The sequence below is a fragment of the Azospirillum sp. TSH100 genome (assembly GCF_004923295.1).
Lineage (GTDB): Bacteria > Pseudomonadota > Alphaproteobacteria > Azospirillales > Azospirillaceae > Azospirillum.
In genome coordinates this window covers 230,093-252,781 of sequence record NZ_CP039636.1, presented here as the reverse complement: position 1 = coordinate 252,781, position 22,689 = coordinate 230,093, and the positions used below count along the sequence as shown (strand labels likewise).

The 22,689-nt window shown below is 70.6% G+C and carries 22 protein-coding genes; 8 read left to right on the top strand and 14 right to left on the bottom strand.

The annotated features are described in order from the left end of the window. Positions 1-2: 2 nt before the first annotated feature. The 4 genes from E6C72_RS18955 (at position 3) to xdhC (ending at position 5,967) form a co-directional block, all read left to right on the top strand. Positions 3-674: a hypothetical protein gene (locus tag E6C72_RS18955; RefSeq protein WP_109443013.1), complete on the top strand. Its 672-nt coding sequence runs from the start codon at positions 3-5 to the stop codon at positions 672-674. Positions 675-1,257: 583 nt separating this feature from the next. Beyond that, positions 1,258-2,742: a xanthine dehydrogenase small subunit gene (xdhA, locus tag E6C72_RS18950; RefSeq protein WP_109443012.1), complete on the top strand. Its 1,485-nt coding sequence runs from the start codon at positions 1,258-1,260 to the stop codon at positions 2,740-2,742. Next, a complete protein-coding gene (xdhB, locus tag E6C72_RS18945) occupies positions 2,735-5,113 on the top strand; it encodes a xanthine dehydrogenase molybdopterin binding subunit (protein WP_371298447.1) in 2,379 nt (792 codons plus the stop codon). The genes xdhA and xdhB overlap by 8 nt, the downstream gene beginning before the upstream one ends. Beyond that, on the top strand, positions 5,110-5,967 hold the full coding sequence (gene xdhC, locus E6C72_RS18940) for a xanthine dehydrogenase accessory protein XdhC (RefSeq protein WP_109443010.1): 858 nt from the start codon (positions 5,110-5,112) through the stop codon (positions 5,965-5,967). The genes xdhB and xdhC overlap by 4 nt, the downstream gene beginning before the upstream one ends. Here xdhC and E6C72_RS18935 read toward each other — a convergent pair. From E6C72_RS18935 to E6C72_RS18885, 11 genes are all read right to left on the bottom strand, one after another. Further along, positions 5,918-6,757: a FoF1 ATP synthase subunit gamma gene (locus E6C72_RS18935; protein WP_109443009.1), complete on the bottom strand. Its 840-nt coding sequence runs from the start codon at positions 6,755-6,757 to the stop codon at positions 5,918-5,920. The genes xdhC and E6C72_RS18935 overlap by 50 nt on opposite strands. Beyond that, complete coding sequence (locus E6C72_RS18930) at positions 6,754-8,298, bottom strand: F0F1 ATP synthase subunit alpha (RefSeq protein ID WP_109443008.1); 1,545 nt, start codon at positions 8,296-8,298, stop codon at positions 6,754-6,756. Before E6C72_RS18930 ends, E6C72_RS18935 begins: the two co-directional genes overlap by 4 nt. After that, positions 8,246-9,034: a hypothetical protein gene (locus E6C72_RS18925; RefSeq protein ID WP_109443007.1), complete on the bottom strand. Its 789-nt coding sequence runs from the start codon at positions 9,032-9,034 to the stop codon at positions 8,246-8,248. Before E6C72_RS18925 ends, E6C72_RS18930 begins: the two co-directional genes overlap by 53 nt. Positions 9,035-9,057: 23 nt before the next feature. Beyond that, a complete protein-coding gene (locus tag E6C72_RS18920) occupies positions 9,058-9,297 on the bottom strand; it encodes a F0F1 ATP synthase subunit C (RefSeq protein ID WP_012977203.1) in 240 nt (79 codons plus the stop codon). Positions 9,298-9,302: 5 nt separating this feature from the next. Beyond that, positions 9,303-9,977: a F0F1 ATP synthase subunit A gene (locus tag E6C72_RS18915; protein WP_109443006.1), complete on the bottom strand. Its 675-nt coding sequence runs from the start codon at positions 9,975-9,977 to the stop codon at positions 9,303-9,305. Then, positions 9,974-10,273 carry an ATP synthase subunit I gene (locus tag E6C72_RS18910; RefSeq protein ID WP_109443005.1) on the bottom strand — a complete coding sequence of 100 codons (300 nt, stop codon included), beginning with the start codon at positions 10,271-10,273 and terminating at the stop codon, positions 9,974-9,976. Before E6C72_RS18910 ends, E6C72_RS18915 begins: the two co-directional genes overlap by 4 nt. Before the next feature lies 1 nt (position 10,274). Next, positions 10,275-10,553, bottom strand: a complete 279-nt coding sequence (locus E6C72_RS18905; RefSeq protein ID WP_109443004.1) for an AtpZ/AtpI family protein — start codon at positions 10,551-10,553, stop codon at positions 10,275-10,277. Beyond that, positions 10,550-11,008 (bottom strand): F0F1 ATP synthase subunit epsilon, encoded by a 459-nt coding sequence (locus E6C72_RS18900; protein WP_109443003.1) that lies wholly within the window; start codon positions 11,006-11,008, stop codon positions 10,550-10,552. The genes E6C72_RS18905 and E6C72_RS18900 overlap by 4 nt, the downstream gene beginning before the upstream one ends. Further along, positions 11,005-12,462: a F0F1 ATP synthase subunit beta gene (atpD, locus tag E6C72_RS18895; protein ID WP_371298446.1), complete on the bottom strand. Its 1,458-nt coding sequence runs from the start codon at positions 12,460-12,462 to the stop codon at positions 11,005-11,007. The genes E6C72_RS18900 and atpD overlap by 4 nt, the downstream gene beginning before the upstream one ends. Positions 12,463-12,707: 245 nt before the next feature. Next, entirely contained in the window at positions 12,708-13,280 is a 573-nt protein-coding gene (locus E6C72_RS18890) for an isoprenylcysteine carboxyl methyltransferase family protein (RefSeq protein WP_109443001.1), read from the bottom strand. Beyond that, positions 13,277-14,398: a type III polyketide synthase gene (locus tag E6C72_RS18885; protein ID WP_247875940.1), complete on the bottom strand. Its 1,122-nt coding sequence runs from the start codon at positions 14,396-14,398 to the stop codon at positions 13,277-13,279. The genes E6C72_RS18890 and E6C72_RS18885 overlap by 4 nt, the downstream gene beginning before the upstream one ends. Positions 14,399-14,537: 139 nt before the next feature. On the opposite strand from E6C72_RS18885, the gene E6C72_RS18880 reads away from it, so the two are divergent. From E6C72_RS18880 to E6C72_RS18870, 3 genes are all read left to right on the top strand, one after another. Next, positions 14,538-15,083: a tetratricopeptide repeat protein gene (locus E6C72_RS18880; RefSeq protein WP_109443000.1), complete on the top strand. Its 546-nt coding sequence runs from the start codon at positions 14,538-14,540 to the stop codon at positions 15,081-15,083. 176 nt (positions 15,084-15,259) lie between these two features. Beyond that, the gene (locus tag E6C72_RS18875) at positions 15,260-15,781 is read left to right on the top strand and encodes an RNA polymerase sigma factor (RefSeq protein WP_109443073.1); all 522 of its coding nucleotides are present in this window, start codon (positions 15,260-15,262) and stop codon (positions 15,779-15,781) included. After that, positions 15,778-16,611: an anti-sigma factor gene (locus E6C72_RS18870; protein WP_109442999.1), complete on the top strand. Its 834-nt coding sequence runs from the start codon at positions 15,778-15,780 to the stop codon at positions 16,609-16,611. Before E6C72_RS18875 ends, E6C72_RS18870 begins: the two co-directional genes overlap by 4 nt. 76 nt (positions 16,612-16,687) lie before the next feature. On the opposite strand, the gene E6C72_RS18865 is transcribed toward E6C72_RS18870, so the two are convergent. Both E6C72_RS18865 and E6C72_RS18860 read right to left on the bottom strand, forming a co-directional pair. Further along, positions 16,688-18,184 carry an aldehyde dehydrogenase family protein gene (locus tag E6C72_RS18865; RefSeq protein ID WP_109442998.1) on the bottom strand — a complete coding sequence of 499 codons (1,497 nt, stop codon included), beginning with the start codon at positions 18,182-18,184 and terminating at the stop codon, positions 16,688-16,690. Positions 18,185-18,222: 38 nt separating this feature from the next. Continuing rightward, positions 18,223-19,881 carry a thiamine pyrophosphate-binding protein gene (locus tag E6C72_RS18860; protein ID WP_109442997.1) on the bottom strand — a complete coding sequence of 553 codons (1,659 nt, stop codon included), beginning with the start codon at positions 19,879-19,881 and terminating at the stop codon, positions 18,223-18,225. 114 nt (positions 19,882-19,995) lie between these two features. Between E6C72_RS18860 and gcvA the strand changes: the two genes are divergently transcribed. Then, positions 19,996-20,901 carry a transcriptional regulator GcvA gene (gcvA, locus tag E6C72_RS18855; RefSeq protein ID WP_109442996.1) on the top strand — a complete coding sequence of 302 codons (906 nt, stop codon included), beginning with the start codon at positions 19,996-19,998 and terminating at the stop codon, positions 20,899-20,901. Position 20,902: 1 nt separating this feature from the next. Here the strand turns inward: gcvA and E6C72_RS18850 are convergent, their stop codons facing one another. Continuing rightward, positions 20,903-22,675, bottom strand: coding sequence for an ABC transporter ATP-binding protein/permease (locus tag E6C72_RS18850; RefSeq protein WP_109442995.1), 1,773 nt, complete (start codon positions 22,673-22,675; stop codon positions 20,903-20,905). Between the last annotated feature and the right edge of the window lie 14 nt (positions 22,676-22,689).

Sequence of the window (22,689 nt, the reverse complement as noted above, 5' to 3'; positions counted from 1 at the left end):
CCATGGACAATGACATCAGCTTCGCCGAGGCCATGCTGCGCCGTGGCGCCGGCCTGCTGGGGGAAGAAGCGGACGCGGCCGAAAGCGACCCCTTCGCCGTGCTGGCCCGTCTGCTGGCCGCCGCCGCCGCGACCGACGCGCCGCTGGTGGTGCTGAGCGAGGGCGGCAACCACCCCGCCCTGTTCGACGAGGCCAACCGCCGGGCGGCGGAGCCGCTGACCGCCCGCCTTGCCGGGCTCGCCGCCACCCGCCAGGGCGAGCGCGCCACCATGTACGAGTTCGACGGCACCGGCCCGCTGACCGGCAACCGCATCGTCGCCGCCCTGCTGCGGCCGGAGGAGCGGGCCGACCTGCTGCATGTCTACATCGCCGTCGGCCGCCTGCGCGGCGGCGAGGCGCAGATCACCGTGCCGCCGGCCCTGCTGCGCTTCGACGCCGCCGCGCTGGGCCAGACGCTGGGGCTGCTGGGCGATGCCGTCTCGCGCAGCCCCAACGCCGCCACCGCGGCTCTTGCCCATGCCGCCGCCATCCTGCCGATGGAGGGCCATGAGCAGGGCGGCATGCCGGCGGCCCTGCTGGACCTCTACTGGCATGCGCTGACGCTGGCGTCTGTGCGCGCCGCCGGTGGGGCCGGCGAAGGACTGGCTGGGATGATGCCGGAGGGGAATGCGTGAGTGCGCTGAAAGCGCCGCGCTCCCGTTTTGCACAAAATCCACCAGGCAAGGAACAAAGCCCCATAACCTCTCCGCAAATGTCTCATCGGCCTGCGGAGCCACGCCATGCCCCTCGACAGCCGTACCTTCCAGAACGACCACTTCCCCCTCTGGGCCGAAGAGCCGCCGGTGCCCTGCGGGAACGCACTGAGGATTGCCCTCTCTCCCCCGGGGAGAGGGAGGGGACCCGCGCCGGAGGCGTGGGGAGGGTGAGGGGGCCGGCGCGCGATCCGCGCGCCGCCAAGGGGCATGCTGCCCCTTGGCAATCCCCTGGCGCGGTCGTTCCGTCCGCGCTGCCCCCCTCACCCAACCCTCTCCCAGGGGGGCGAGGGCTTAGAAGCTGTCGCCTTACCCAGCGGCTCTGCCGCGCCACGGGTAGGTGGAGACAGAATGGACCAGCCGCCGAAAAGCGTTCCACGCTGTTCCACCCCCCGCCGCTCTTTTGCAAATCGTTTGAAACTCTTTCCCCTGCTGCCGATCTGGTGACAGAGTCAACGTCAGTGAAATACTGCGTCATATCGTCCCCAGTTCATCGGGAGCAGCCATGCGCCAGCGCCTCCGCTTCTATCTCGGCGACGAGCTTCGGGAGATCGACGCGGTCGATCCGACCCTGACGGTGCTCGACTGGCTGCGGCTGTCGGAACGGCGGGTCGGCACCAAGGAAGGCTGTGCGGAGGGCGATTGCGGCGCCTGCACCGTGGTGGTCGGCCGGCTGGACGGCGACACCCTGCGCTACGAGGCGGTGAACGCCTGCATCCGTTTCCTCGCCACGCTGGACGGCTGCCGGCTGCTGACGGTGGAGCATCTGAAGGGGCCGGACGGCGCTCTGCACCCGGTGCAGCAGGCGATGGTCGATTGCCACGGCTCGCAATGCGGCTTCTGCACGCCCGGCTTCGTCATGTCGCTGCTGGCGCTCTACCTGAACGAGGAGCGGCCGGACGGCCAGCGGATCGACGATGCGCTGGCCGGCAACCTGTGCCGCTGCACCGGCTACGAGCCCATCGTCCGCGCCGCCCATGCCATGTACGAGATCGGCGGCCAGGGCGGCGACCGGTCCTCGGACAGGTTCGCCGACCGCGCGGCGATGGCGGAAAAACTGAAAGCCCTGCGCGACGAGGAGATCCTCAGCGTCGGCGCCGGCGGACGCCGCTTCCTGGCGCCTGCCACCGTGCCGCAGCTGGCCCAACTCCTGTTCGACAACCCAGGCGCCACCATCGTGGCCGGGGCGACCGACGTCGGGCTGTGGGTGACCAAGTTCCAGCGCGTGCTGGCGACGGTGATCTACACCGGCCGGGTCCGGGACCTGCGGCGGATCGAGGATCGCGGCGACGCGCTGGTGATCGGCGCCGGCGTCACCTACAGCGACGCGGCGGAGCGGATCGCCGCGCTCTATCCCGATTTCGGCGAGCTGATCCGCCGCATCGGGGCGGAGCAGGTGCGCAACATGGGCACCATCGGCGGCAACGTCGCCAACGGTTCTCCCATCGGCGATACCCCGCCGGCCCTGATCGCCTGCGGCGCCACCCTGCGGCTGCGGCGCGGCGAGGAGACGCGCGAGCTGCCGCTGGAGGACTTCTTCATCGAATACGGCAAGCAGGACCGTCGCGAGGGCGAGTTCGTCGAGGCGGTGATCCTGCCCAAACCGGCGGCGGGTGAACGCTTCCGTGCCTACAAGATCGCCAAGCGCTTCGACCAGGACATCTCCGCCGTCTGCGGCGCCTTCCGCCTGACGCTGGACGGCGACGGCCGCGTCGCCGACATCCGCATCGCCTTTGGCGGCATGGCCGGCACGCCGAAACGCGCCGCCGGGGCCGAAGCGGTGCTGCTGGGCCGTCCCTGGACCGAGGAGAGCGTCCGCCACGGCATGGCGGCGCTGGCGGGAGACTACACGCCGCTGTCCGACTGGCGGGCCAGCGCGGCCTACCGCTCCACGGTGGCCGCGAATTTGCTGATGAAGCTGTATGTCGAGACCAGCGACCCGGCGGCGGAGACCCGTCTGGTCGGCGACCGGAGGCTTGCTCATGCCTGATGCAATGGCGCCTGACGTCACGACCCCCATCGCCCCTGACCGCATCGAGGGCGCCGTCCACGACTCCCGCCGGCACGAGAGCGCCCACAAGCATGTCAGCGGCGAGGCGGTCTATGTCGACGACATCGCCGAGCCGGCCGGTCTGCTGCATGTCTATCTGGGCTTGAGCAGCCGTGCGCATGCGCGCATCCGCTCCATCGACCTGTCGCCGGTCCGTCAGGCGCCCGGCGTGGTGGCGGTCTTCACCGCCGACGATGTGCCGGGTGTGAACGACATCGGCTGCATGGGCAAGCATGACGAGCCGCTGTTCGCCTCGACCCTGGTCGAGCATGTCGGCCAGCCGATCTTCGCCGTCGCCGCCGAAACCCGCGATCAGGCCCGCCGCGCCGCCAAATTGGCAGTGATCGGGTATGAGGATCTGCCGGCAATCCTGACCATCGCCGCCGCCCGCGATGGTGAGCGGACCCTGGTCACCGCGCCGATGACGCTGCAGGTCGGCGATGCCGGCGCGGCGCTGGCCGCCGCTCCGCGCCGTTTGGAGGGCCGGCTCGCCATCGGCGGGCAGGAGCATTTCTACCTGGAAAGCCAGATCGCCATGGCGGTGCCGGGCGAGGATGGCGAGCTGCTGATCCATGTCTCCACCCAGCATCCGACGGAGGTGCAGCACATCGTCGCCCATGTGCTGGATGTGCCCGGCGCCGCGGTGACGGTGGAGGTTCGGCGCATGGGCGGCGGCTTCGGCGGCAAGGAGACGCAATCGAACCTGTTCGCTGCCTGCACCGCGCTGGTCGCCAGACGCACCGGCCGCGCCGCAAAGCTGCGCCCCGACCGCGACGACGATTTCCAGATCACCGGCAAGCGCCATGATTTCGAGATCGATTATCGCATCGGCTTCGACGACAGCGGCCTGATCCAGGGCGTCGACATGCTGTTCGCCGCCCGCGCCGGCTATGCCGCCGACCTGTCCGGCCCGGTGACCGACCGCGCGCTCTTCCATGCCGACAACGGCTATTTCTACCCGGCGGCGCGGCTGGCCTCCCTGCCGCTGAAGACCAACACTGTGTCCAACACCGCCTTCCGCGGCTTCGGCGGCCCGCAGGGCATGGTGGCGGCGGAGCGGGTGATCGACGAAATCGCCTATGCGCTCGGCAAGGACCCGCTGGAGATCCGCAAGCGGAACTTCTACGGCACCGATCCCGAGGCGGACGGCCGCAGCCTGACGCCCTACCACCAGACCGTCACCGACAACATCCTGCCGGATCTGGTGGCGCAGCTGGAGGAGACGTCCGCCTATTGGCAGCGCCGGGAGGAGATCCGCGCCTTCAATGCCGGCAGCCGCATCCTGCGCAAGGGGTTGGCGCTGACGCCGGTGAAGTTCGGCATCTCCTTCACCGCCACCCATTACAACCAGGCCGGCGCCCTGGTCCATGTCTACACCGACGGCAGCATCCAGCTGAACCATGGCGGCACCGAGATGGGGCAGGGGCTCCACACCAAGGTCGCCCAGGTGGTGGCGGAGGAATTCCAGGTCGACATCTCCACCATCCGCCCGACCGCCACCAACACCGGCAAGGTGCCCAACACCTCCGCCACCGCGGCCTCGTCGGGTGCCGACCTGAACGGCAAGGCGGCGCAGGCGGCGGCCCGCACAATCAAGGAACGGCTGGTCGCCTTCGCGGCGGAAAACTGGGGCGTCGCGCCCGAAGCGGTGCGGTTCGAGCGCAACCGGGTGTGGGTCGGCGACCGCGAGATGAGCTTCGCCGATCTGGTGCGCGCCGCCTACATGGCGCGTGTGCAGCTGTCGGCCACCGGCTTCTACAAGACGCCTAAGATCCATTGGGACCGCGCGGCCGGGCGCGGCACGCCCTTCTATTATTTCGCTTATGGCGCGGCCTGCGCCGAGGTGACGGTGGACACGCTGACTGGCGAATATGTCGTCGACCGGGTGGACATCCTGCATGATTGCGGCCGGTCGCTGAACCCGGCCATCGACAAGGGGCAGATCGAGGGCGGCTTCGTCCAGGGCATGGGTTGGCTGACCATGGAGGAGCTGTGGTGGGACGGGCAGGGGCGGCTGCGCACCCACGCCCCCAGCACCTACAAGATCCCGGCCTGTTCGGATCGCCCGCGCATCTTCAACGTGGCGCTTCTGGAAAACGCGCCGAACCGCGAGGACAGCATCTTCCGCTCCAAGGCGGTGGGCGAGCCGCCCTTCATGCTCGGCATGTCGGTCTTCCACGCCCTGTCCGATGCGGTGGCGAGCGTCGCCGGGCATCGGTTCTGTCCAAGGCTGGACGCGCCCGCCACGCCGGAGCGGGTGCTGGCCTGCATCGCGGCCCTGCGGGAGCGGGCTGCGTCTTCCCAACCATGACGCCACTCTCCGCCATCCTCTCGCACTGGCTCACCCGTGATGATCCCGCCGTGCTGGTGACCGTTGCCGAGGCGCGCGGTTCCACCCCGCGCGAGGAAGGGGCCGGCATGCTGGTCGGACGGAAAGCCTGCGCCGGCACCGTCGGCGGCGGCCGGCTGGAATGGACCGCCATCGCCACCGCGCGGCGGATGCTGGAGGACGGTTCCGCAGCCGAAACGCTCGACTTGCCCTTGGGACCGGCGACCGGGCAATGCTGCGGTGGGCATGTCGTGCTGCGGCTGGAGCGCGCCGATGCCGGCACCCTTGCCGTTTTGCAGGAGCGGGAGCGTCGGGCGCTGGCGACACGGCCGACCCTGCTGCTGTTCGGCGCCGGCCATGTCGGGCGGGCGATGGCGGCCGCCTTCGCGCCGCTGCCGCTGCGCCTGCTGTGGATCGACGGGCGGGTGCAGGAGTTCCCCGAAACCATCCCGGCCGGGGTGGAGCGCATCCTGACCGACAGCCCGCTCGACCCGCTGGCGGGCGCACCGGCCGGCGCCGGCTATCTGGTGCTGACCCACAGCCATGCGCTGGACTTCGAGATCGCCGAAGCGGCCCTGCGCCGGGGCGACGCCGCCTATGTCGGGATGATCGGTTCGGCGACGAAACGGGCGAAGTTCGAGCGCTGGTTCCGGGCGCGCGGACGGGAGGTGGATGCGCTGGCGGGGTTGACCTGCCCCATCGGCGCCGCGTTGACCGGCGACAAGCGGCCGGAGGTGATCGCGGCTGTGGTTGCGGCGGAACTGCTCGTGGCGTTCGCGTCCCCTGTTACCCCATCGCCTCCGCCCCCGACACCAGCTCGATCAACTCATTCGTGACCTGTTCCTGGCGCAGGTTCCGTGCCGTGGCGGTCAAATCGTCCAGCGTGGTTTCGATGTTGTGGCGGGCCGTCATCATGGTGGTGAGGCGCGCGGCATTCTCCGCGGCGAAGCTCTCCATCGCCGCGTCGGCCAGCAGGGCGAAGACATACTCGTCGACCAGCCGGGCGATCAGGTCGCGCGGCGGCATGTTGATCAGCGGCGGCACCGGCCGGGTCCCAGCCTTTGGCAGGCCGAGCGGCAGCAGCGGTCGACGCACAAGCTCCGGCGGTGCCCCCGCCTCGGTCCGGCCATAGAGCAGATCCACCCGGCCCAATCGCCCGTCCGCCGCCGCGCGATAGAGCGCGTCGGCGATGCGCCGGGCGGTGGCAGTCACGGCGTCGGTGTTGGTCGCCATCGCCGTGCTCCAGGCCGGCGGCCGTCCGCGCTCCTCCAGCAGGGCGGCGCCGCGCAGGCCCGCCACCCACAGGGCGCAGCCGGGCGGGGCCATCAGTGCGGCATAGACCAGCTTTTCGGCGAAGGCGCCGACGAAGCCATGCTCCGGCGCGAACAGCACCAGTGCCGAAGGACCATGCCCGTTGGCCGGCCACTGCACCGGGGCGTCGTCCAGCAGCGCCGCCGCCTGGGCCAACGCCCCGGCGATCACCTCGGCATAGGCGCGGGTGCCGGCCAGCGTGCCGAGCGCCTGTTGCAGCCGCATCGCGGCGAGGGAGCGCATGACGTCGGTCACCGCCTCCAGATCCCGCACGCTGGCCCGCCGGGCCTCGACCTCGGTCAGCCGTTCGGTCATGGTGCCGCTCCGCCAAGACCGGCCACCGCCTGTGCGATCAGGTCGCGCAGCGCCGTTCTGGTGGCATCGTCCAGTGTCCCGGCGATCCGGGGCGGACGGGCGGCGACCAGACCGGCCAGTGCCGCCTGGAAGCGTGGGATCGCCTCCAACGGCAGGCCGTCCAGCGTCCCGTCGGCGAGCGCCAGCAGCTGCGCCGCCTGGACCGCCAGCGGGCGGGGCGACAGGTGGCGCTGGGCCAGCAGGGCCCGCATGCGTTGGCCGTGCGCCACCGCCTTGCGCGTCCGCTCGTCCACCAGCCCGCCGAAGCGGGTGAAGACCTCCAGCTCCAGGAACTGGGCATAGTCGAGCCGCAGCGGCTCGGCCAAGGTGCGCAGTACCGGCGGCTGCGCCTTGCCGCCGACGCGCGACACGCTGCGGCCGATGTCCACCGCCGGCTTCTGCCCCTCGTAGAACAGCTTGGCGTCCAGGCAGACCTGCCCGTCGGTGATCGAGATCAGGTTGGTCGGGATGTAGGCCGACAGGTTGCCGCCCTGCGTCTCGGCGATGGGCAGCGCCGTCAGCGATCCGCCGCCCTTCGCCGGACTCAACTTGGCCGCCCGCTCCAGCAGCCGGCTGTGCAGGTAGAAGACGTCGCCCGGATAGGCCTCGCGCCCCGGCGGGCGGCGCAGCAGAAGCGACAACTGGCGGTGGACCGCCGCATGCTTGCTCAGATCGTCGATGATGACCAGGGCATGCCGGCCGCTGTCGCGGAAATGCTCGGCCATGGTGAAGCCGGCATAGGGGGCCAGCCATTGCAGGCCGGGGGCGGCATCGGCGGCGGCGATGACGAACAGGGTGCGCCCCGCTGCCCCGCCCTGGCGCACCGCCTCGATCGCCGCCCGCACGCCGGACGCCTTCTGGCCGACGGCGACATAGACGCAGAACACGTCGCCGTCCGTCTGGTTGAGGATGGCATCCACCGCGATGGCGGTCTTGCCGGTGGCGCGGTCGCCGATCAGCAGCTCGCGCTGGCCGCGGCCGAGCGGGAACATGGCGTCGATCACGGCGGTGCCGGTCAGCAACGGTTCGGACACCGCCGCCCGTTCGGCGATGGTCGGGGCGGGGCGCTCCACCGGCTCCCAGCGTTCGGCCTCGACGGGAGGGCCGTCGTCCAACGGGTTGCCGAGCGGATCGACCACCCGGCCCATCAGCCGGTCGCCGACCGGCACCCGCAGGACGGTCCCGGTGCCATGGACGGTGCCGCCGGCGGTGACCGTCGCGGCATCGCCGAGCAGGACGCAGCCGATCCGGTCGTCCAGATCCGCCGCCAGCCCGGCGACGCCGCCAGGGAACAGCAGAAGCTCGTCGACCCGCACATCGGGCAGGCCGGAGACATGGGCAATGCCGTCGCCCACCGACTCCACCCGCCCCACCGATTCCAGCCGCGTACCGGTGTCCAGACCGTCCAGCCGGCGCAGCGCGCCCGGCATCCAGGCGTCGAGCGCGTCCTCAAGCGACGGCGTCGGCAGCGTGTCGTTCGGCATCGTTTCTAGCGGAGTCATGACGGGTCATCTCCTCCTTCGCCTCGGCCAGCGCCTGCTTCCAGTTGCGGCGGACGACGCTGTGGGCAAAATGCAGCTCCACCCCGGCGATCAGCGACGGGTCCTCGACCGGCTCCAAAGCCACCGGACGGCCGAACGCCGTCGCCAGCCGCTCGCGCGTCCGAACGGTGTCCCTTTCCACCAGCGGGGCAGCCAGGACAAGCCGCACCGGCACCGGGTCGATCCCGTCCACCAGGGCGTGGCGCTGGTCGCCGTTCAACGCCTCCACCGCCGTGCAGGCCTCGTCGAGCAGGGAGCGGGTCAGGGCGCCGGCCGGGGCGTCGCGCAGAAGCCGGACCGCCAGCTGGGTGCCGAGATCGGCGGCATGGCGCTGCAACGCCTCCAGCGCCTGCGCCCGCTCGTCGCTCAGCCGCTTGCGCGTCTCGTCCAGCGCATGGTCGGCTTCGACCCGCGCCTTTTCCAGCAGGGCGGCGCGCTCGGCCTCCGCCTCGGCGCGGGCGGCGGTGATCAGGCGGTCGCGTTCGGCGGGCAGGGCGGTGCGCTGGTCCTCCAGGCTCCGGCGCGCGGCTTCGGCGGTCTGCCGCGCCGCCTCGGCTTCGCTGCGGACACGCTCGGTGGCGGCCTGCCGCTCGGCGATCACCGCCAGGACCGGGCGGTAGAGGAAGCGGCGCAGCAGCCAGACCAGGATCAGGAAGTTGATCGCCTGGAGCAGAAGCGTCCAACCGTCGATGTGCATGACGGACCTCGGGGTTGCGGCGCTCAGGCGAACGGGTTGGCGAACAGCAGAAGCAGCGCGACGACGAGGCAGTAGATCGCCATCGTCTCGATCATCGCCAGACCGACGAACAGGGTGCGCGACAGGGTGTTGGCGGCTTCCGGCTGGCGGGCGATGGCCTCCATCGCGGCGGCGACGGCGCGGCCCTCGGCCAGCGCCGGGCCGATGGCGCCGACCGACACCGCCAGTGCCGCACCCAGGATGCTGATGGCATGGACGTCCATGGTTGCTACCCCTTCTCGATGGTTCCGACAGCGCCGCCGATGAAGACCGCGGCGAGGATGGTGAAGATGTACGCCTGGACGAGGCCCAGCAGCAGCTCCAGCGCCATCAGCGGCACCGGCACGAACAGACCGGCCAGCGACAGCACGATGGCGATGACGAACTCCCCGCTCATCACGTTGCCGAACAGGCGGATCGACAGCGAGAAGGCCCGCGTCAGCTCTGACAGGATGTTCAGCGGCAGCAGCAGCGGGGTGGGGTGGGCGAAGCCCTTCAGATAGGGCCACAGGCCGCGGCGGTGGATGCCCAGCGCCTGCGACGCCACCAGCACCACCAGCGCCAGCGCCGCCGCCGTCTCCAGGAAGGCGGTCGGCGCCTTCAGGCCCGGCACCAGCCCCGACAGGTTGGCGACCGCCAGATAGAGGAACAGTGTGCCGAGCAGCGGCAGGAAGGGGGTGGCGTCGGTCTGCATCGTCTCGGCGATCTGCCGGCGCAGCGTCTCCACCACCAGCTCCAGCACGGTCTGCACCGCACCGGGCCGCTCCACCCGCAGCCGCCGGGTCGCCAGGGCGGACCCCAGCGTCATCGCCGCCATCAGTCCCCAGGTGACGACGACCGGCAGGGTGACCGGGACCGGACCCAGCAGGAAAACCACCGGCGTCGTCAGCGGGGACTCGGTCATGGCGTCCCCTCCTGCATCGCCACGTGCGCCCGCTTCTCGCGCCGGACCACGACGCTGCGCGCCAGCTGGAAGCCGGCCAGCATCGCCAGCAGCGGCGCGGCACCACCCCAGACCGTGGCCATGGTGAAGCCGGCAGTGGCACCCGCCAGCCGCATCAGATAGAGCGGCATCGCCCGCCGCACCCCGCCCACCGCATAGAGCCGCGCCGTCGCCGCCAGCCCGCGGAAGAACAGGGTGCCGAGCGCCAGACCGGCCAAGGCCCCGGCAAGGATGGGAAGGAGGAAGGGGGCCGTCATGTCAGCGTTCCTGTTCGATGCGGTTCCAGGCGAGCCATCCGCCGAGCACCACGCCCGCGAACAGCAGCGCCGCCGTCCAGAAGAGTCCGCCGCCGGCCCGCTCGTCCAGCCAGCGCCCGGCGAACAGGCCGGCCAGGGTCGGCACGATCACCAGCCAGCCCAGCACCCCGATCAGGGCGAGATTGCGGCCCATCGGCCGTTCGCCCTCGCGCTGCCATCGCTCCCGCCGCTCGCGCCGGCGGCGGACGCTGCCTTGAAGCGGGTCGTGGTCGTTGCTCATGGTCTGTCCTCCCGGCCTTCGGGAGTGGACGCGAAATAACCGGCTGGGCCGCGGTCCGGGCGCAGATAGGCCAGGATGTGGCGGATGGCGGCCAGATGCATGCGGCGGGCGCCCGACCGGGCTTCCCCCTCCTCCTCCACGTTGCGGTGGAAGCGGGTCAGCACGTCGCGTTCCAGCGCATGCAGATCGTCGCCGGTCACCGCCTCGCGCGTTGCCACCGCGATCTGCGCGCCGTCGCGGATGGTCAGCACCCCGCCGCGCACAGCGCAATGGCCCTCGCGGCCGTCGGCGGTGCGCCAGCTGATGACGGAGATCGCCAGTGCCGTCAGCAGGTCGGCATGGCCGGGCCAGATGCCGAAGGCGCCGCTGGAATCCTCCGCCCGCAGGTGACGGATGCCGCTGAGCTTCGCGGCGACGGACGTCGGGGTGGTGATCAGGAGGCTCAGGTCGCTCATGCTTCCCTCCCGGCGCGGTCGCGCTCGCGGATCTGGTCCAGGGTGCCGGTCATGAAGAAGGCGCTTTCGGCCCAGTCGTCGCAATCCCCGTCCAGGATGGCGCGGCAGCCCTTCAGCGTCTCAGCCAGCGGCACGCTGACGCCGCCATGGCCGGTGAAGGCCTCCGTCACCAGGAAGGGCTGGGTCAGGAAGCGCTGCAACCGGCGGGCGCGGCGGACGGCCAGCCGGTCGGCGGCGCTCAGCTCCTCCATGCCCAGGAGAGCGATGACGTCCTGAAGTTCGCGGTAATGGGCGATGGTCCTGCGCACGTCCTCCGCCAGCCGGTAATGCGCCTCCCCCACCACCAGCGGGTCGAGCAGGCTGGAGGTGGAGGCCAGCGGGTCGACCGCCGGATACAAGCCCTCCGCCGCCATGGCGCGCGACAGCACGATGGAACTGTCGAGATGGCTGAACAGCTCCGCCACCGCCGGGTCGGTGAAGTCGTCGGCCGGGACATAGACCGCCTGGATCGCCGTCACCACCGCGCCGGGCGTGGAGGCCACCCGCTCCTCCAACTCGGCGATCTCGCTGGCGAGCGTGGGCTGGTAGCCGACGCGCGACGGCAGGCGGCCCAGCAGGCCCGAGACCTCTGCGCCTGCCTGGACGAAGCGGAAGACATTGTCCATCAGCAGAAGCACGTCGCGCCGTTCCTCGTCGCGGAAATGCTCGGCGATGGTGAGCGCGGTCAGGCCGACGCGCCAGCGCGCTCCCGGCGGCTCGTTCATCTGGCCGAAGACCAGGGCTGTGCGGTCGAGCACGCCGGAGCGCTTCATCTCCTCCCACAGTTCCTGCCCCTCACGGGAGCGTTCGCCGATGCCGGCGAAGACGGAGATGCCGGTGTGGCGCTCCACCATCTTGCGGATCAGCTCCATCACCAGCACGGTCTTGCCGACCCCGGCGCCGCCGAACATCGCCGCCTTGCCGCCGCGGGCCATGGGAGCCAGAAGGTCGATCACCTTGATGCCGGTCTCCATCAGGTCGCGGCGCGGGCTGCGGCGGGCGAGCGGCGGCGGGGCGCGGTGGATCGGCGCCCGCGGCGTGTCGGGCGGCAGCTCCGGCCCGTCGTCGCGCGCCAGACCCATGACGTCGAGCAGCCGGCCCAGCACCGCCTCGCCCACCGGGGCGGTCAGCGGCCCGCCGGTGGGGCGGGCCGGCGTGCCGCGCCGCAGGCCGGAGGTGCCCTGCAACGCGATGGCGCGGGCTGTGCGGGCGTCGAGGTGGCTCTGCACCTCCGCCACCAGCCGCTCGGGGCCGTCCCACAGGATCTCCACCGCCTCGAACAGCGGCGGCACGGACGCTTCGGCAAAGCGGAGGTCGATGACGGAACCCCGGACAGCGACCACCCGCCCATCGCCGGCCATGGCCGGGGCGGGAGAGGGGGACGGCGAATGAGGGACGGGCGATGGCGCGGACATGCTCACTCCAGCCGGTTGGCAACCGTGCAGGGCGGTGGGCCTGCAGGGCGGTGGGCTTCGCCGCATCGCCAGGACTGGAAGCGCCTCCGGCCCTTCCCCGCTGGGTGGGGAAGGGGGCGCCGGGATGCCTTCTCGGATGTCTCCGATCAAGGCGGCGCCATCGGGGGTGGAGGGCAACACGTCAACCAGTTCGACCACCGGTTCCGACGATAGACCCGATCCCCCCTTCGCTGCATTGCGTCAAATCAAACCCTGTCCCCAGGAATTGTCTTGACCGGAGCGGGGGACGACCCCTGGCTTCGGCCGAGCGCCCGGTCTTCCGCCCGGATGCGCACGGCGAGCATCGCCGCGTTGAGGATCGAAAAGACGATGGCGTAGCCGGTCATGCCGAAGGCGAGCGGAAGAGCGGCGATCTCCACCGCGACCGCTAGATAGTTGGGATGGTTGGTGCAGCGGTAAGGGCCGGTGCGGACCGGCGGCACGCCGTCGAGCACGACGATCCGGGTGGTCCAGCGTCGTCCCAGCGTCGCCTGCACCCACAGGCGGATCGCCTGCATGGTGAGCAGGACCGCCAGCCAGACCGGCTCGACGGGCACGATCCCCGGAGGCCCCAGCGCGCCCCCCACTACGCCCCCCAGGGCGGTGCCCCAGAGGCCGCCCAGCCAACCGACATGCAGCAGCACCATCCACGGGTAATGGCCGCGCCCATGCTCCCGGGCGCCTTGGGTCAGCAGCATGGCGCGGTTGCGCCGGTCGATGACCAGTTCGCTGAGGCGCTGCGCCGTCACCAGCATCATGACAATGATCGGGGCCGTCACCGCACCCCCCGCCGCATCGTGATCAGGTTGGCGGCAAAGCCGGGGCCGAGCGCCAGCAGCGCCGCCCGATCCGGCAACCCCGCCCGGCGCGCCCGATCCAGCACGAACAGCACGGTGGGGGCGGACATGTTGCCGTGGTCGGCCAGCACCGCCCGTTCATGGTCGAGGCTGCCGGTCTCCAGCCGCAGCACCTCCTCCAAGGCCGCCAGCACGCGGGTGCCGCCGGGATGGCAGATGAAGCGGCCGATCCGCTCCTCCTCCGCGCCGCATTGGACGAGCAGCCGGGACAGGGCGGTGCGGAGATGGGTCTGCAGGAATTGCGGCAGCGCCGCCGACAGGACGATGCCGAAGCCGCCGTCGTCGATGCGCCAGCCCATGATGTCCTGCGACCGCGGAAACAGATGCTGACCGGCGCCGTCGATGATGGCGAAGGCGCGCTCCTCCGCACCGCCGCGCAGGACGCAGGCGGCGGCGCCATCGCCGAACAGGGCGGTCGCCACCAGATTGGCGCGGCTGCCGTCATCCTGCCGGAAGGCGAGGCTGCACAGCTCCATGGTCACGAACAGCACGGTGCGGCCGGGGATCGCCGCCGCCAGCCGCGCGGCGGTCGCCAGCCCCGCCACGCCGCCGGCACAGCCGAGACCGAACAGCGGCAGCCGCTCGATGTCTGGCCGGAAGCCCATGGTTTCGGCGAGTTGCGCCTCCAGGCTCGGCACCGCGAAGCCGGAGGAGGAGGAGACGACCACGCAATCGACCTCCGCTGGATCGACGCCGGCATCCGCCAGGGCCGCGGTCGCCGCCTGGACGAACAGGGCCTCGGCCGCCTGCCGGTAGGCGGCCATGCGGTCGCTCCAGCCATGGAGGGTGGCGTACCAGTCCGCTGGCCGGGCGCAGTGACGCCGGGCGATGCCGGTGTTGGCGAAGACCCGTTCGAATTGGGGGAAGCCGGCAAGCCGCTCGCCGAAGATGCGGGTGGTGAGGAGGGCGGCCTCCTCCTGGGACAGGACATGGGGCGGCAGGCCGAGGCCCAAGCCAAGCAAAGCCACGGGTGGGAACAAGGGGCGGCTCCATTCGGGGGCCGCAAGCGGGATGCTGGCGGCGCGGTGGGTGGGGAACACGCCGGGGCGGTCCTCTATTCGGTGCCGCGAAGGGGCAAAAAAATCGGTCCGCGGCCGAATAGCCGCCGGGGGTGGGGTGTTGTCCGCCAGCGCCGCGATATGGCCGAACCCTCATCCGTCGATTCCAGGAGAAGTCATCATGAGCATTCGTTCCAAGGCAGGAAGCAGCACCCTGGCCGGTCTGCTGTGCGCCGCCGTGCTCGCCACCGGCCTGCTGGCCCCTGTCTCCGCCAGCGCCATGGGCGACGACACCACCCCGGCCTGCAAGCCGGGAGAGGTCTATGACAAGAAGACCAAGCAATGCGTGAAGCAGAGCGGCGCCAACCTTGCCGACGACAACATCGCCGATTACGCCTATTCGCTGGCGAAGGCGGAGCGCTATCAGGAGGCGCTGGACATCCTCGCGACGGCGCGCAACCAGGACAGCCCGGTCGTGCTGAACTACCGCGGCTACGCCACCCGCAAGCTGGGCCGTGTTGACGAGGGCATCGGCTATTACCTGAAGTCGGTGGCGGCCGACCCGTCCTACGCCAAGGTCCGGGAATATCTCGGGGAAGCCTACATGCTCAAGGGACGGTCCGATCTGGCGCGGGAGCAGTTGGCGGCGATCCGTGCGATCTGCGGCACCGGATGCGAGGAATACCGCGACTTGGAAGAGGCCATCGCCGCGCCGGCCAGGGGCTGACGCCACCGGCGGGAGCGCCTGCCACCCCCTGCGGGAGGCGCTCCCGCCGCTTTGTTCGGTCACCGGAAAGGCGGATGATGGCTATCGTCGAGAGCGGCCGTGAGGCATATGGTTGGGCGGGGCCGACGGGGCGCCGACGGGATCGGATCGGTCCGGACCGGATCGGCCGGGATGCCATGCGAGGGAGCGGTGAGATCGCCAGCGAAGCGGAAGTCAGGCAGGGCTTGTCCGTCACCTTGCCGCGCCTGTGGCGATATGGCTTCGTCCTGTCGCGCCAGCGCGACTGGGCGGACGATCTGGTGCAGCAGACCTGCCTGCGGGCTTTGGAGCGGCACGGCCAGTTCCAGCCTGGGTCCCGCATCGATCATTGGCTGTTCGCCATCCTGAATTCGGTCTGGCTGAACGAGGTCCGGGCGCGGCGGGTCCGCTTCGGCCAGGGAACCGTCGAGGCGGAGGCGAGCCTGGAAGTGGACGGCGCCCGCGAGGCCGAGGCGAAGGTTCTGGCCGGGCAGGTGATGCGGCTGGTCGGCGACCTGCCGGAAGCCCAGCGGGCGGCGGTGTTCCTCGCCTATGTGGAGGGCCTGACCTACCGCGAGGTCGCGGCGGTTCTCGACGTGCCGGTCGGAACGGTGATGAGCCGTCTGGCGGCGGCGCGGGCAAAGCTGGCGGACAGGATGAGCGACGGAGCGGCGAAATGACCGGAGAGAGCGACCAGTCCCCGATTACCTCCGACGAGGACCTGACCGCCTTCATCGACGGCGAACTGGAGGAGGAGCATCGCGCCCGCCTGCTCGACCTGATGGAGCGCGATCCGGCGGTCGCCGCGCGGGTGGAGCATCTCTCCCGCGCCAGCCTGCCCTTCGGCGAGGCCTTCCAGCCCCTGCTGGACGCCGCCCCGACGGCGGATCTGCAACGCAGGCTCGACGGGATGTCCGTGCCGCCGGTTGCCGCCAATGCGGACGTTCCGCTGACCCGCCGCCGCCTGTTCGGTGCCATCGCCGCGTCTGTGGCGGCGGGGGTGCTGGGGGACCGGATGCTGGTCCGGCTGCTTGGAGCCGGCGATGGCGACGACCTGGCCGACGATGACGGCGGACCGGACCGGGAGCGCCACTGGCATGGCGTGGTCGCGCAATATATGGGGTTGTACACGCGGGAGACGCTGGGCAGCTCCACGCCCGGCCGCGACGCCCAGTCGGCGCAGCTTGCCGCCCTGAACCGGCCTCTCAACCTGTCCCTGACGCCGGAGGCGGTCGAGGTCGCCGGGGCGGAATTCCGCCGGGCGCAGATTCTGTCCTACGACGACATGCCGCTGGCCCAGATCACCTATCTCGATCCGCGCAGCGGTCCGCTGGCGCTCTGCATCCTGCGCCGTCCCGGCACGGTGCGCGGGGTGGAACAGGAAGTGCGCGGCGGACTGTCCATCGCCTATTGGACCGGGCCGGACCATGCCGCCCTGCTGATCGGCCGGTTGCCGCCCCAGGAGCTGACGGCCAAGGCCGAAGCTGTCCGCGGGCGGCTGGCGATCTGAAACGCTTGCCGGTCCGGCCGGGACAGGTCGCCGATGGCAACCCGTCCCGGCTGGAAACATCTCAGCCCATGAGTCCTCAGCCCATGATCTCGAACTTGATACCCTGGGCGAGCGGCAGCGCGGAGGAGTAGTTCACCGTCGCGGTCTGGCGGCGCATGTAGGCCTTCCAAGAGTCGGACCCGGACTCGCGGCCGCCACCGGTCTCCTTCTCGCCGCCGAAGGCGCCGCCGATTTCCGCACCGCTGGGGCCGATGTTGACGTTGGCGATGCCGCAGTCGGACCCGGCGGCTGACAGGAACCGCTCCGTCTCACGGACGTCGGTGGAGAAGATGCAGGAGGACAGGCCCTGCGGCACCGCGTTCTGCAGCGCGATGGCCTCGTCCAGCGTGTCGTAGGTCAGGACATAGAGGATCGGCGCGAAGGTCTCGTGCCGGACCACCTCGGTCTGGGCCGGCATCTCGACGATGGCCGGAGTGACGTAATAGGCGTTGGGGAAGCGGTCGGTCAACGTGCGCTCGCCGCCCGTCACCGTGCCGCCCTCGGCCTTGGCGGAGTCCAACGCCCGCTGCATAGCCTTGAAGGCGTCTGCGTCGACCAACGGCCCCATCAGCACGCCCGTCTCCAACGGGCTGCCGATCGATACGGAAGCGTAGGCTGCCTTCAGGCGCGGCAGCAGCTGATCCTTGACCGAGCGGTGGACGATCAGTCGGCGCAGCGTGGTGCAGCGCTGGCCGCAGGTGCCGACGGCGGAGAACAGGATGGCGCGCAGCGCCATGTCAAGGTCGGCCGATGGCGCGACGATCATGGCATTGTTGCCCCCCAGCTCAAGGATCGAGCGGCCGAAGCGCTCCGCCACCACCTTGGAGACCTCGCGGCCCATGCGGGTCGAGCCGGTGGCCGAGACGATGGGGAAGCCGGGGTGGGCGACCAGCGCCTCGCCGACCTCACGACCGCCTTGGACAACCTGGGACAGGTTGGCCGGTGCATCGCCGAAGCGGGCTACGGCGCGGTCGAAGATCACTTGGCAGGCGGCGGCGGTCAGCGGGGTCTTTTCCGACGGCTTCCAAACGACCGGGTCGCCGCAGACCAGCGCCAGCGCCGCGTTCCAAGCCCACACCGCCACCGGGAAGTTGAAGGCGGAGATGACGAGGCAGGGGCCGGCCGGGTGCCAGGTCTCGCGCATCGAGTGGCCCGGGCGCTCCGAGGCGATGGTCAGGCCGTAGAGCTGGCGCGACAGGCCGACGGCGAAGTCGCAGATGTCGATCATCTCCTGCACTTCGCCCAGGCCTTCCTGGTAGATCTTGCCGGCTTCCAGCGAAACCAGACGGCCGAGATCCTCCTTGGCGGCGCGCAGTTCCTCGCCCAGCAGGCGGACCAGCTCGCCGCGGCGCGGGGCCGGGACCGAGCGCCAGGCCTCGAAGGCGCGGGCGGCGTTGGCGACGATGTCCGACACCTGCGACGGCGCGGTCTCCGCCACCGTGGCGAGCGTGGCGCCGTCGACCGGCGACCGGGCGGTCAGCCCGGCTCCGCTGGAGGTCAGGCCGAAACGGGAGAGGATGTCGCTGTGCTGCACCGGGGTGGCTCCTTGGGTCAAAAAGCGAAGCGTAGAACTCATTTCCCCATCGCCGCCGCCCGGATTTCGGACAGCGTGCGGGTCGGGGTCAGGGCTTCGGGGTCGAGCTTGATGTGGATGATCGCCGGCAGGCCCGACGCGCGGGCGCGCTCGAAGGCCGGGGTGAACTGGTCGGTGGTCTCCACCGTTTCGCCATGGCCGCCATAGGCGCGGGCGAAGGCGGCGAAATCGGGATTCTGCAGGCGGGTGCCGGACACGCGGCCGGGATACTCGCGCTCCTGATGCATGCGGATGGTGCCGTACATGCCGTTGTCGACGACCAGCACCAGCACGGCAGCCCCCTCCTGCACGGCGGTGCCGAACTCCACTCCCGTCATCTGGAAGCAGCCGTCGCCGGCGAAGCACAGGACGTCGCGGGTGCGGTGCTGAAGCTTTGCGGCGATGGCGGCGGGCAGGCCGTAGCCCATCGATCCGCAGACCGGCGCCGCCTGTGTGCCGAAGCGACGGAAGCGGTGGAAACGGTGGATCCAGGTGGCGTAATTGCCGGCGCCGTTGGTGAAGATGGCGTCATGCTCCAGCCGCTCGTCCAGCCACGCCATGATGCGGCCCATCTGCACGTCGCCGGGGATGGCGTCGGGCGGGGTGCTCCAGGCCTCATACGCGGCGTGCGCGGCTTCGGCGCGGGCGGCCCATTCGGGTTTGGCGGTCACGCTCAACCCCGCCACCGCCTCCAGGAAGGCGGCCGGGGTGGCGACCATCCCAAGCGTCGGGCGATAGACTCGGCCGATCTCCTCGGCACCAGGGTGGATGTGGACCACCGCCTTTCCGGGATCGGGGATGCCGAGCAGGCCATAGCTCTGCGACGGCACTTCGGAGAAGCGGTCGCCCAGCAGGATCAGCAGGTCGCTCTCCCTGACCAGGGACGCGAGCTTCGGGTTGATGCCCAGCCCGATGTCGCCGGCATAGAGCGGGTGGCAATGGTCGAACAGCATCTGGCGGCGGAAGGTCACCGCCACCGGCAGGGACAGCTTTTCGGCGAAGCCTTGCAGCGCGGCGACCGACTCCGCCGTCCAGCGGGAGCCGCCGGCGACCAGCAGCGGCCGTTCCGCCTTGGCCAGCAGCGCGCCGAAGGCGGCGACCTGCGCCGGCGCCGGGGCGCTGTCCACCGGCTCGGCCAGCGGAGCGGCCTCGACCTCGGCCGTCTCGGTCAGCGTGTCTTCCGGCAGGGCCAGCACCACCGGGCCGGGACGGCCGGCCATCGCGGTGTGGAAGGCGCGGGAGATCATTTCCGGCACGCGGTCGGCGCTGTCGATCTCGGCGACCCACTTGCACATGCCGCCGAACAGCTTGCCGTAATCGACCTCCTGGAAGGCATCACGGCCGCGCATGCCGCGCTCGATCTGGCCGACCAGAACGACCAGCGGGGTTTCGTCCTGCTGGGCGACATGGATGCCCGCCGCGGCGTTGGTGGCGCCGGGACCGCGGGTGACGAGGCAGACGCCGGGGCGGCCGGTCAGCTTGGCCTGCGCCTCCGCCATCATCGCGGCACCGCCCTCGTGGCGGGCGACGACCATCTCGATCGGGCTGTCGTGCAGGGCGTCCAGCACGGCGAGATAGCTCTCGCCCGGCACGCCGAACACCCGCCGCACGCCCTGCGCCTCCAGCGCTTCGACGATCAACTGACCACCGGTCTTCATCGCGATCCCGCCCCGCCTGTTCCGGATCTCCACGATATCGAGCGTGCCGTGCCGCGCGCCAGGGTGCAAACGACTTTCTTTCCACCGGTCATGAGCTTTGGTAATGAGGGTGTCATGGATTTGCAGCGCCGCCTTCTTCCGTCCATGAGCATGCTGACCGCCTTCGAGGCGGCGGCCCGCACCGGCAGCTTCACCGCTGCGGCGGCCGAGCTGTCGCTGACGCAAGGGGCGGTCAGCCGGCAGATTAAGGCTCTGGAGGACCAGATCGGCACCGCGCTCTTCATTCGCAAGGGCCAGCGCGTGACGCTGACCCCGACCGGCGCGCTCTATGCCGATCCGATCCGCGACGCGCTGCGCCAGATCGCGGCGGCAACCGTGCGGACCATCGCAGCCCCCAAGGGCGGCGTGCTGAATCTCGCCATCCTGCCGACCTTCGGCACGCGCTGGCTGGTGCCGCGGCTGCCGGCCTTCCAGGCGGCGCATCCGCAGGTGACGATCCACTTCACCACCAAGCTGGCGCCCTTCGATTTCCGCCTGCACGATCTGGATGCGGCGATCCATTACGGCTTCGGCGACTGGCCCGACGCCGTCTGCGACCATCTGCTGGACGAGGAGGTGCTGCCGGTCTGCTCCCCTGCCTTCCTCAAGGCGCATCCGGTGGCGGAGCCGGGAGATCTGCTGTCCCTGCCGCTGCTGCACACCAGCACCCGCGCCGATGCCTGGAACGAGTGGCTTTCGGCCCAGGGGTTGGCGCCGCGTCCCGGCGCCGGCATGGTTTTCGAACAGTTCGCCACCACCGCCCAGGCGGCGGAGGCCGGTCTTGGCGTCGCCCTGCTGCCGACCCTGCTGGTCCGCGCCGAACTGGACGACGGCACCCTGGTTCCGGCCATCGACCGGCCGCACCGCAGCGCACGGGCCTATTACCTCGTCCACCCCCGCGGCAAGGCCAACCACCCGCCCTTCGCCGCCTTCCGCCAGTGGCTGCTGGCCGAGGCGCGGGGGGAACCGTCCCCCGCGTAGCTCACACCGCCGCCAGTTCCCCGATCCCGTCGCCGTTGCGCCGCACCGTCAGGCGCCGCTCGTGGAAGGCGGCGAGGCTGGGGCGGTGGCCGATGCTGACCAGGGTGGTGCCGGGCAGGCGAGTGCGCAGCAGGCCATAGAGCCGCTCCTCCGTCTCCGGGTCGCAGGCCGAGGTCGCCTCGTCCAGATAGAGCCAGTCGGGCTTGTGCAGCAGGGCGCGGGCGATGGCGACCCGCTGCTGCTCTCCGCCGGACAGCCGTTGCGACCAGTGGTCCTCCTCCGCCAAGCGGTCGGCGAAGCCGGCCATGCCGACGGCATCCAGCACCTCGCGCACCGCCTCGTCAGGGAAGGCGTCGGCTGATGCGGGGTAGGTGACGGCGGCGCGCAAGGTTCCGATGGGTAGGTAGGGCTTCTGCGGCAGGACCATGCTGCCGTTGGCAGCGGCGGCGCCCGGCAGGGCGATCCGGCCACGGCCGAAGGGCCAGATGCCGGCGATGGCGCGCAGGATCGTGCTCTTGCCCGACCCCGAAGGGCCGGTGATCAGCAGCGTTTCGCCCGGTTGTACCGTCAGGTCGGCGCGGACCAGCGGCGTGCCACCCTTCGGCAGGGTCAGGGCCAGCCCGGCCAGCGTCAGGGCACCGTCGGTCGCTGCCGCGCGCTCCACCTCGGCATGGTCGCGGGCATCGGCCCGCACGGCTTCCACCGCATGGTGGAAGCCGGTCAGGCGGCTGGTGGTGGCATGCCAGTCGGCGAGGTTCACATAGGCGTCGATGAACCAGGACATCGCCCCCTGCACCTGCCCGAACGCCTGCGATGTCTGCATCAGCGAACCCAGCGGCAGGGCGCCGCTGAAATAGCGCGGGGCGGCGACCAGCAGCGGGAAGATGACGGCGACCTGTCCATAGGCGGAGGTGAACCAGACCAGCCGCTTCTGCGTGCGCATCAGCGACCACCAGTTGGCGACGACGCGGGCGAAGCGGTCGCCGAAGCCCCGCGCCTCCTGTGCCTCGCCCTGTTGCAGGGCAACACTCTCGGCATTCTCGCGCAGGCGGACCAGGGCGAAGCGGAAGTCGGCCTCATACCGCTGCTGGTCGAAGCTGAGGCGGGCCAGCGGCTTGCCGATCCTGTGGGTGATCCAAGTGCCGGCGACGGCATAGACCAGCGCCACCCACACCATGTAGCCGGGCAGGTCGATGCCGAGCCAGGGGATGGTGACCGATCCCGACAGGCTCCACAGGATGGCGAGGAACGAGACCAGCGAGACCAGATTGGTCATGAAGCCCAGCGACAGGCTCAGCGTCAGCTGGACGAAGCTGCGCAGATCCTCGGCGATGCGCTGGTCCGGGTTGTCGGTGCCGGTGTCGGCGAATTGCAGGCGGTAATAGGTCTGCTTCTCCAGCCAGTCGCCGAGATAGCGCTCGGTCAGCCAACGGCGCCAGCGGATTTGCAGCATCTGGTTCAGGTAAAGGCGGTACACCGCCACGGCGATGAATACCAGCGCCAGACCGCCGAACACCAGCAGGGCCTGGATGAATCCATTCTGATCCTTGTCCTGAAGCGCGTTGAAGATGTCGGCGTTGATCTGGGTGAACCAGACCTCCATGAACACCGCCGCCAGATTGAGCACGACGATCGCGGCCAGCAGGCCGCGCGCCGCCCATTTCTCTTCCGACGACCAATAGGGCTTCGTGAGGCGCCAGACATCGGTCAGGAACTGGCGGGCGGCGGACAGGCGTCCGCTGGAGGAAGGCGGAGTATACGCACGCGCGGGCATCGGTCGGGCACTCG

Excerpts from the sequence above, each read along its gene's own strand:
- E6C72_RS18900 (WP_109443003.1), bottom strand. The coding sequence starts at position 11,008 with ATGAGCGACCTGAGCCTCCTGATCACCACCCCGACGTCCGTCGCCGCG.
- E6C72_RS18955 (WP_109443013.1), top strand. The coding sequence starts at position 3 with ATGGACAATGACATCAGCTTCGCCGAGGCCATGCTGCGCCGTGGCGCC.
- E6C72_RS18935 (WP_109443009.1), bottom strand. The coding sequence starts at position 6,757 with ATGACCGAACGGCTGACCGAGGTCGAGGCCCGGCGGGCCAGCGTGCGG.
- E6C72_RS18860 (WP_109442997.1), bottom strand. The coding sequence starts at position 19,881 with ATGAAGACCGGTGGTCAGTTGATCGTCGAAGCGCTGGAGGCGCAGGGC.
- E6C72_RS18925 (WP_109443007.1), bottom strand. The coding sequence starts at position 9,034 with ATGCACATCGACGGTTGGACGCTTCTGCTCCAGGCGATCAACTTCCTG.
- gcvA (WP_109442996.1), top strand. The coding sequence starts at position 19,996 with ATGGATTTGCAGCGCCGCCTTCTTCCGTCCATGAGCATGCTGACCGCC.
- E6C72_RS18905 (WP_109443004.1), bottom strand. The coding sequence starts at position 10,553 with ATGAGCAACGACCACGACCCGCTTCAAGGCAGCGTCCGCCGCCGGCGC.
- E6C72_RS18910 (WP_109443005.1), bottom strand. The coding sequence starts at position 10,273 with ATGACGGCCCCCTTCCTCCTTCCCATCCTTGCCGGGGCCTTGGCCGGT.
- E6C72_RS18870 (WP_109442999.1), top strand. The coding sequence starts at position 15,778 with ATGACCGGAGAGAGCGACCAGTCCCCGATTACCTCCGACGAGGACCTG.
- E6C72_RS18875 (WP_109443073.1), top strand. The coding sequence starts at position 15,260 with ATGCGAGGGAGCGGTGAGATCGCCAGCGAAGCGGAAGTCAGGCAGGGC.
- E6C72_RS18920 (WP_012977203.1), bottom strand. The coding sequence starts at position 9,297 with ATGGACGTCCATGCCATCAGCATCCTGGGTGCGGCACTGGCGGTGTCG.
- E6C72_RS18930 (WP_109443008.1), bottom strand. The coding sequence starts at position 8,298 with ATGACTCCGCTAGAAACGATGCCGAACGACACGCTGCCGACGCCGTCG.
- xdhA (WP_109443012.1), top strand. The coding sequence starts at position 1,258 with ATGCGCCAGCGCCTCCGCTTCTATCTCGGCGACGAGCTTCGGGAGATC.
- E6C72_RS18880 (WP_109443000.1), top strand. The coding sequence starts at position 14,538 with ATGAGCATTCGTTCCAAGGCAGGAAGCAGCACCCTGGCCGGTCTGCTG.
- xdhB (WP_371298447.1), top strand. The coding sequence starts at position 2,735 with ATGCCTGATGCAATGGCGCCTGACGTCACGACCCCCATCGCCCCTGAC.
- atpD (WP_371298446.1), bottom strand. The coding sequence starts at position 12,462 with ATGTCCGCGCCATCGCCCGTCCCTCATTCGCCGTCCCCCTCTCCCGCC.
- E6C72_RS18915 (WP_109443006.1), bottom strand. The coding sequence starts at position 9,977 with ATGACCGAGTCCCCGCTGACGACGCCGGTGGTTTTCCTGCTGGGTCCG.
- xdhC (WP_109443010.1), top strand. The coding sequence starts at position 5,110 with ATGACGCCACTCTCCGCCATCCTCTCGCACTGGCTCACCCGTGATGAT.
- E6C72_RS18850 (WP_109442995.1), bottom strand. The coding sequence starts at position 22,675 with ATGCCCGCGCGTGCGTATACTCCGCCTTCCTCCAGCGGACGCCTGTCC.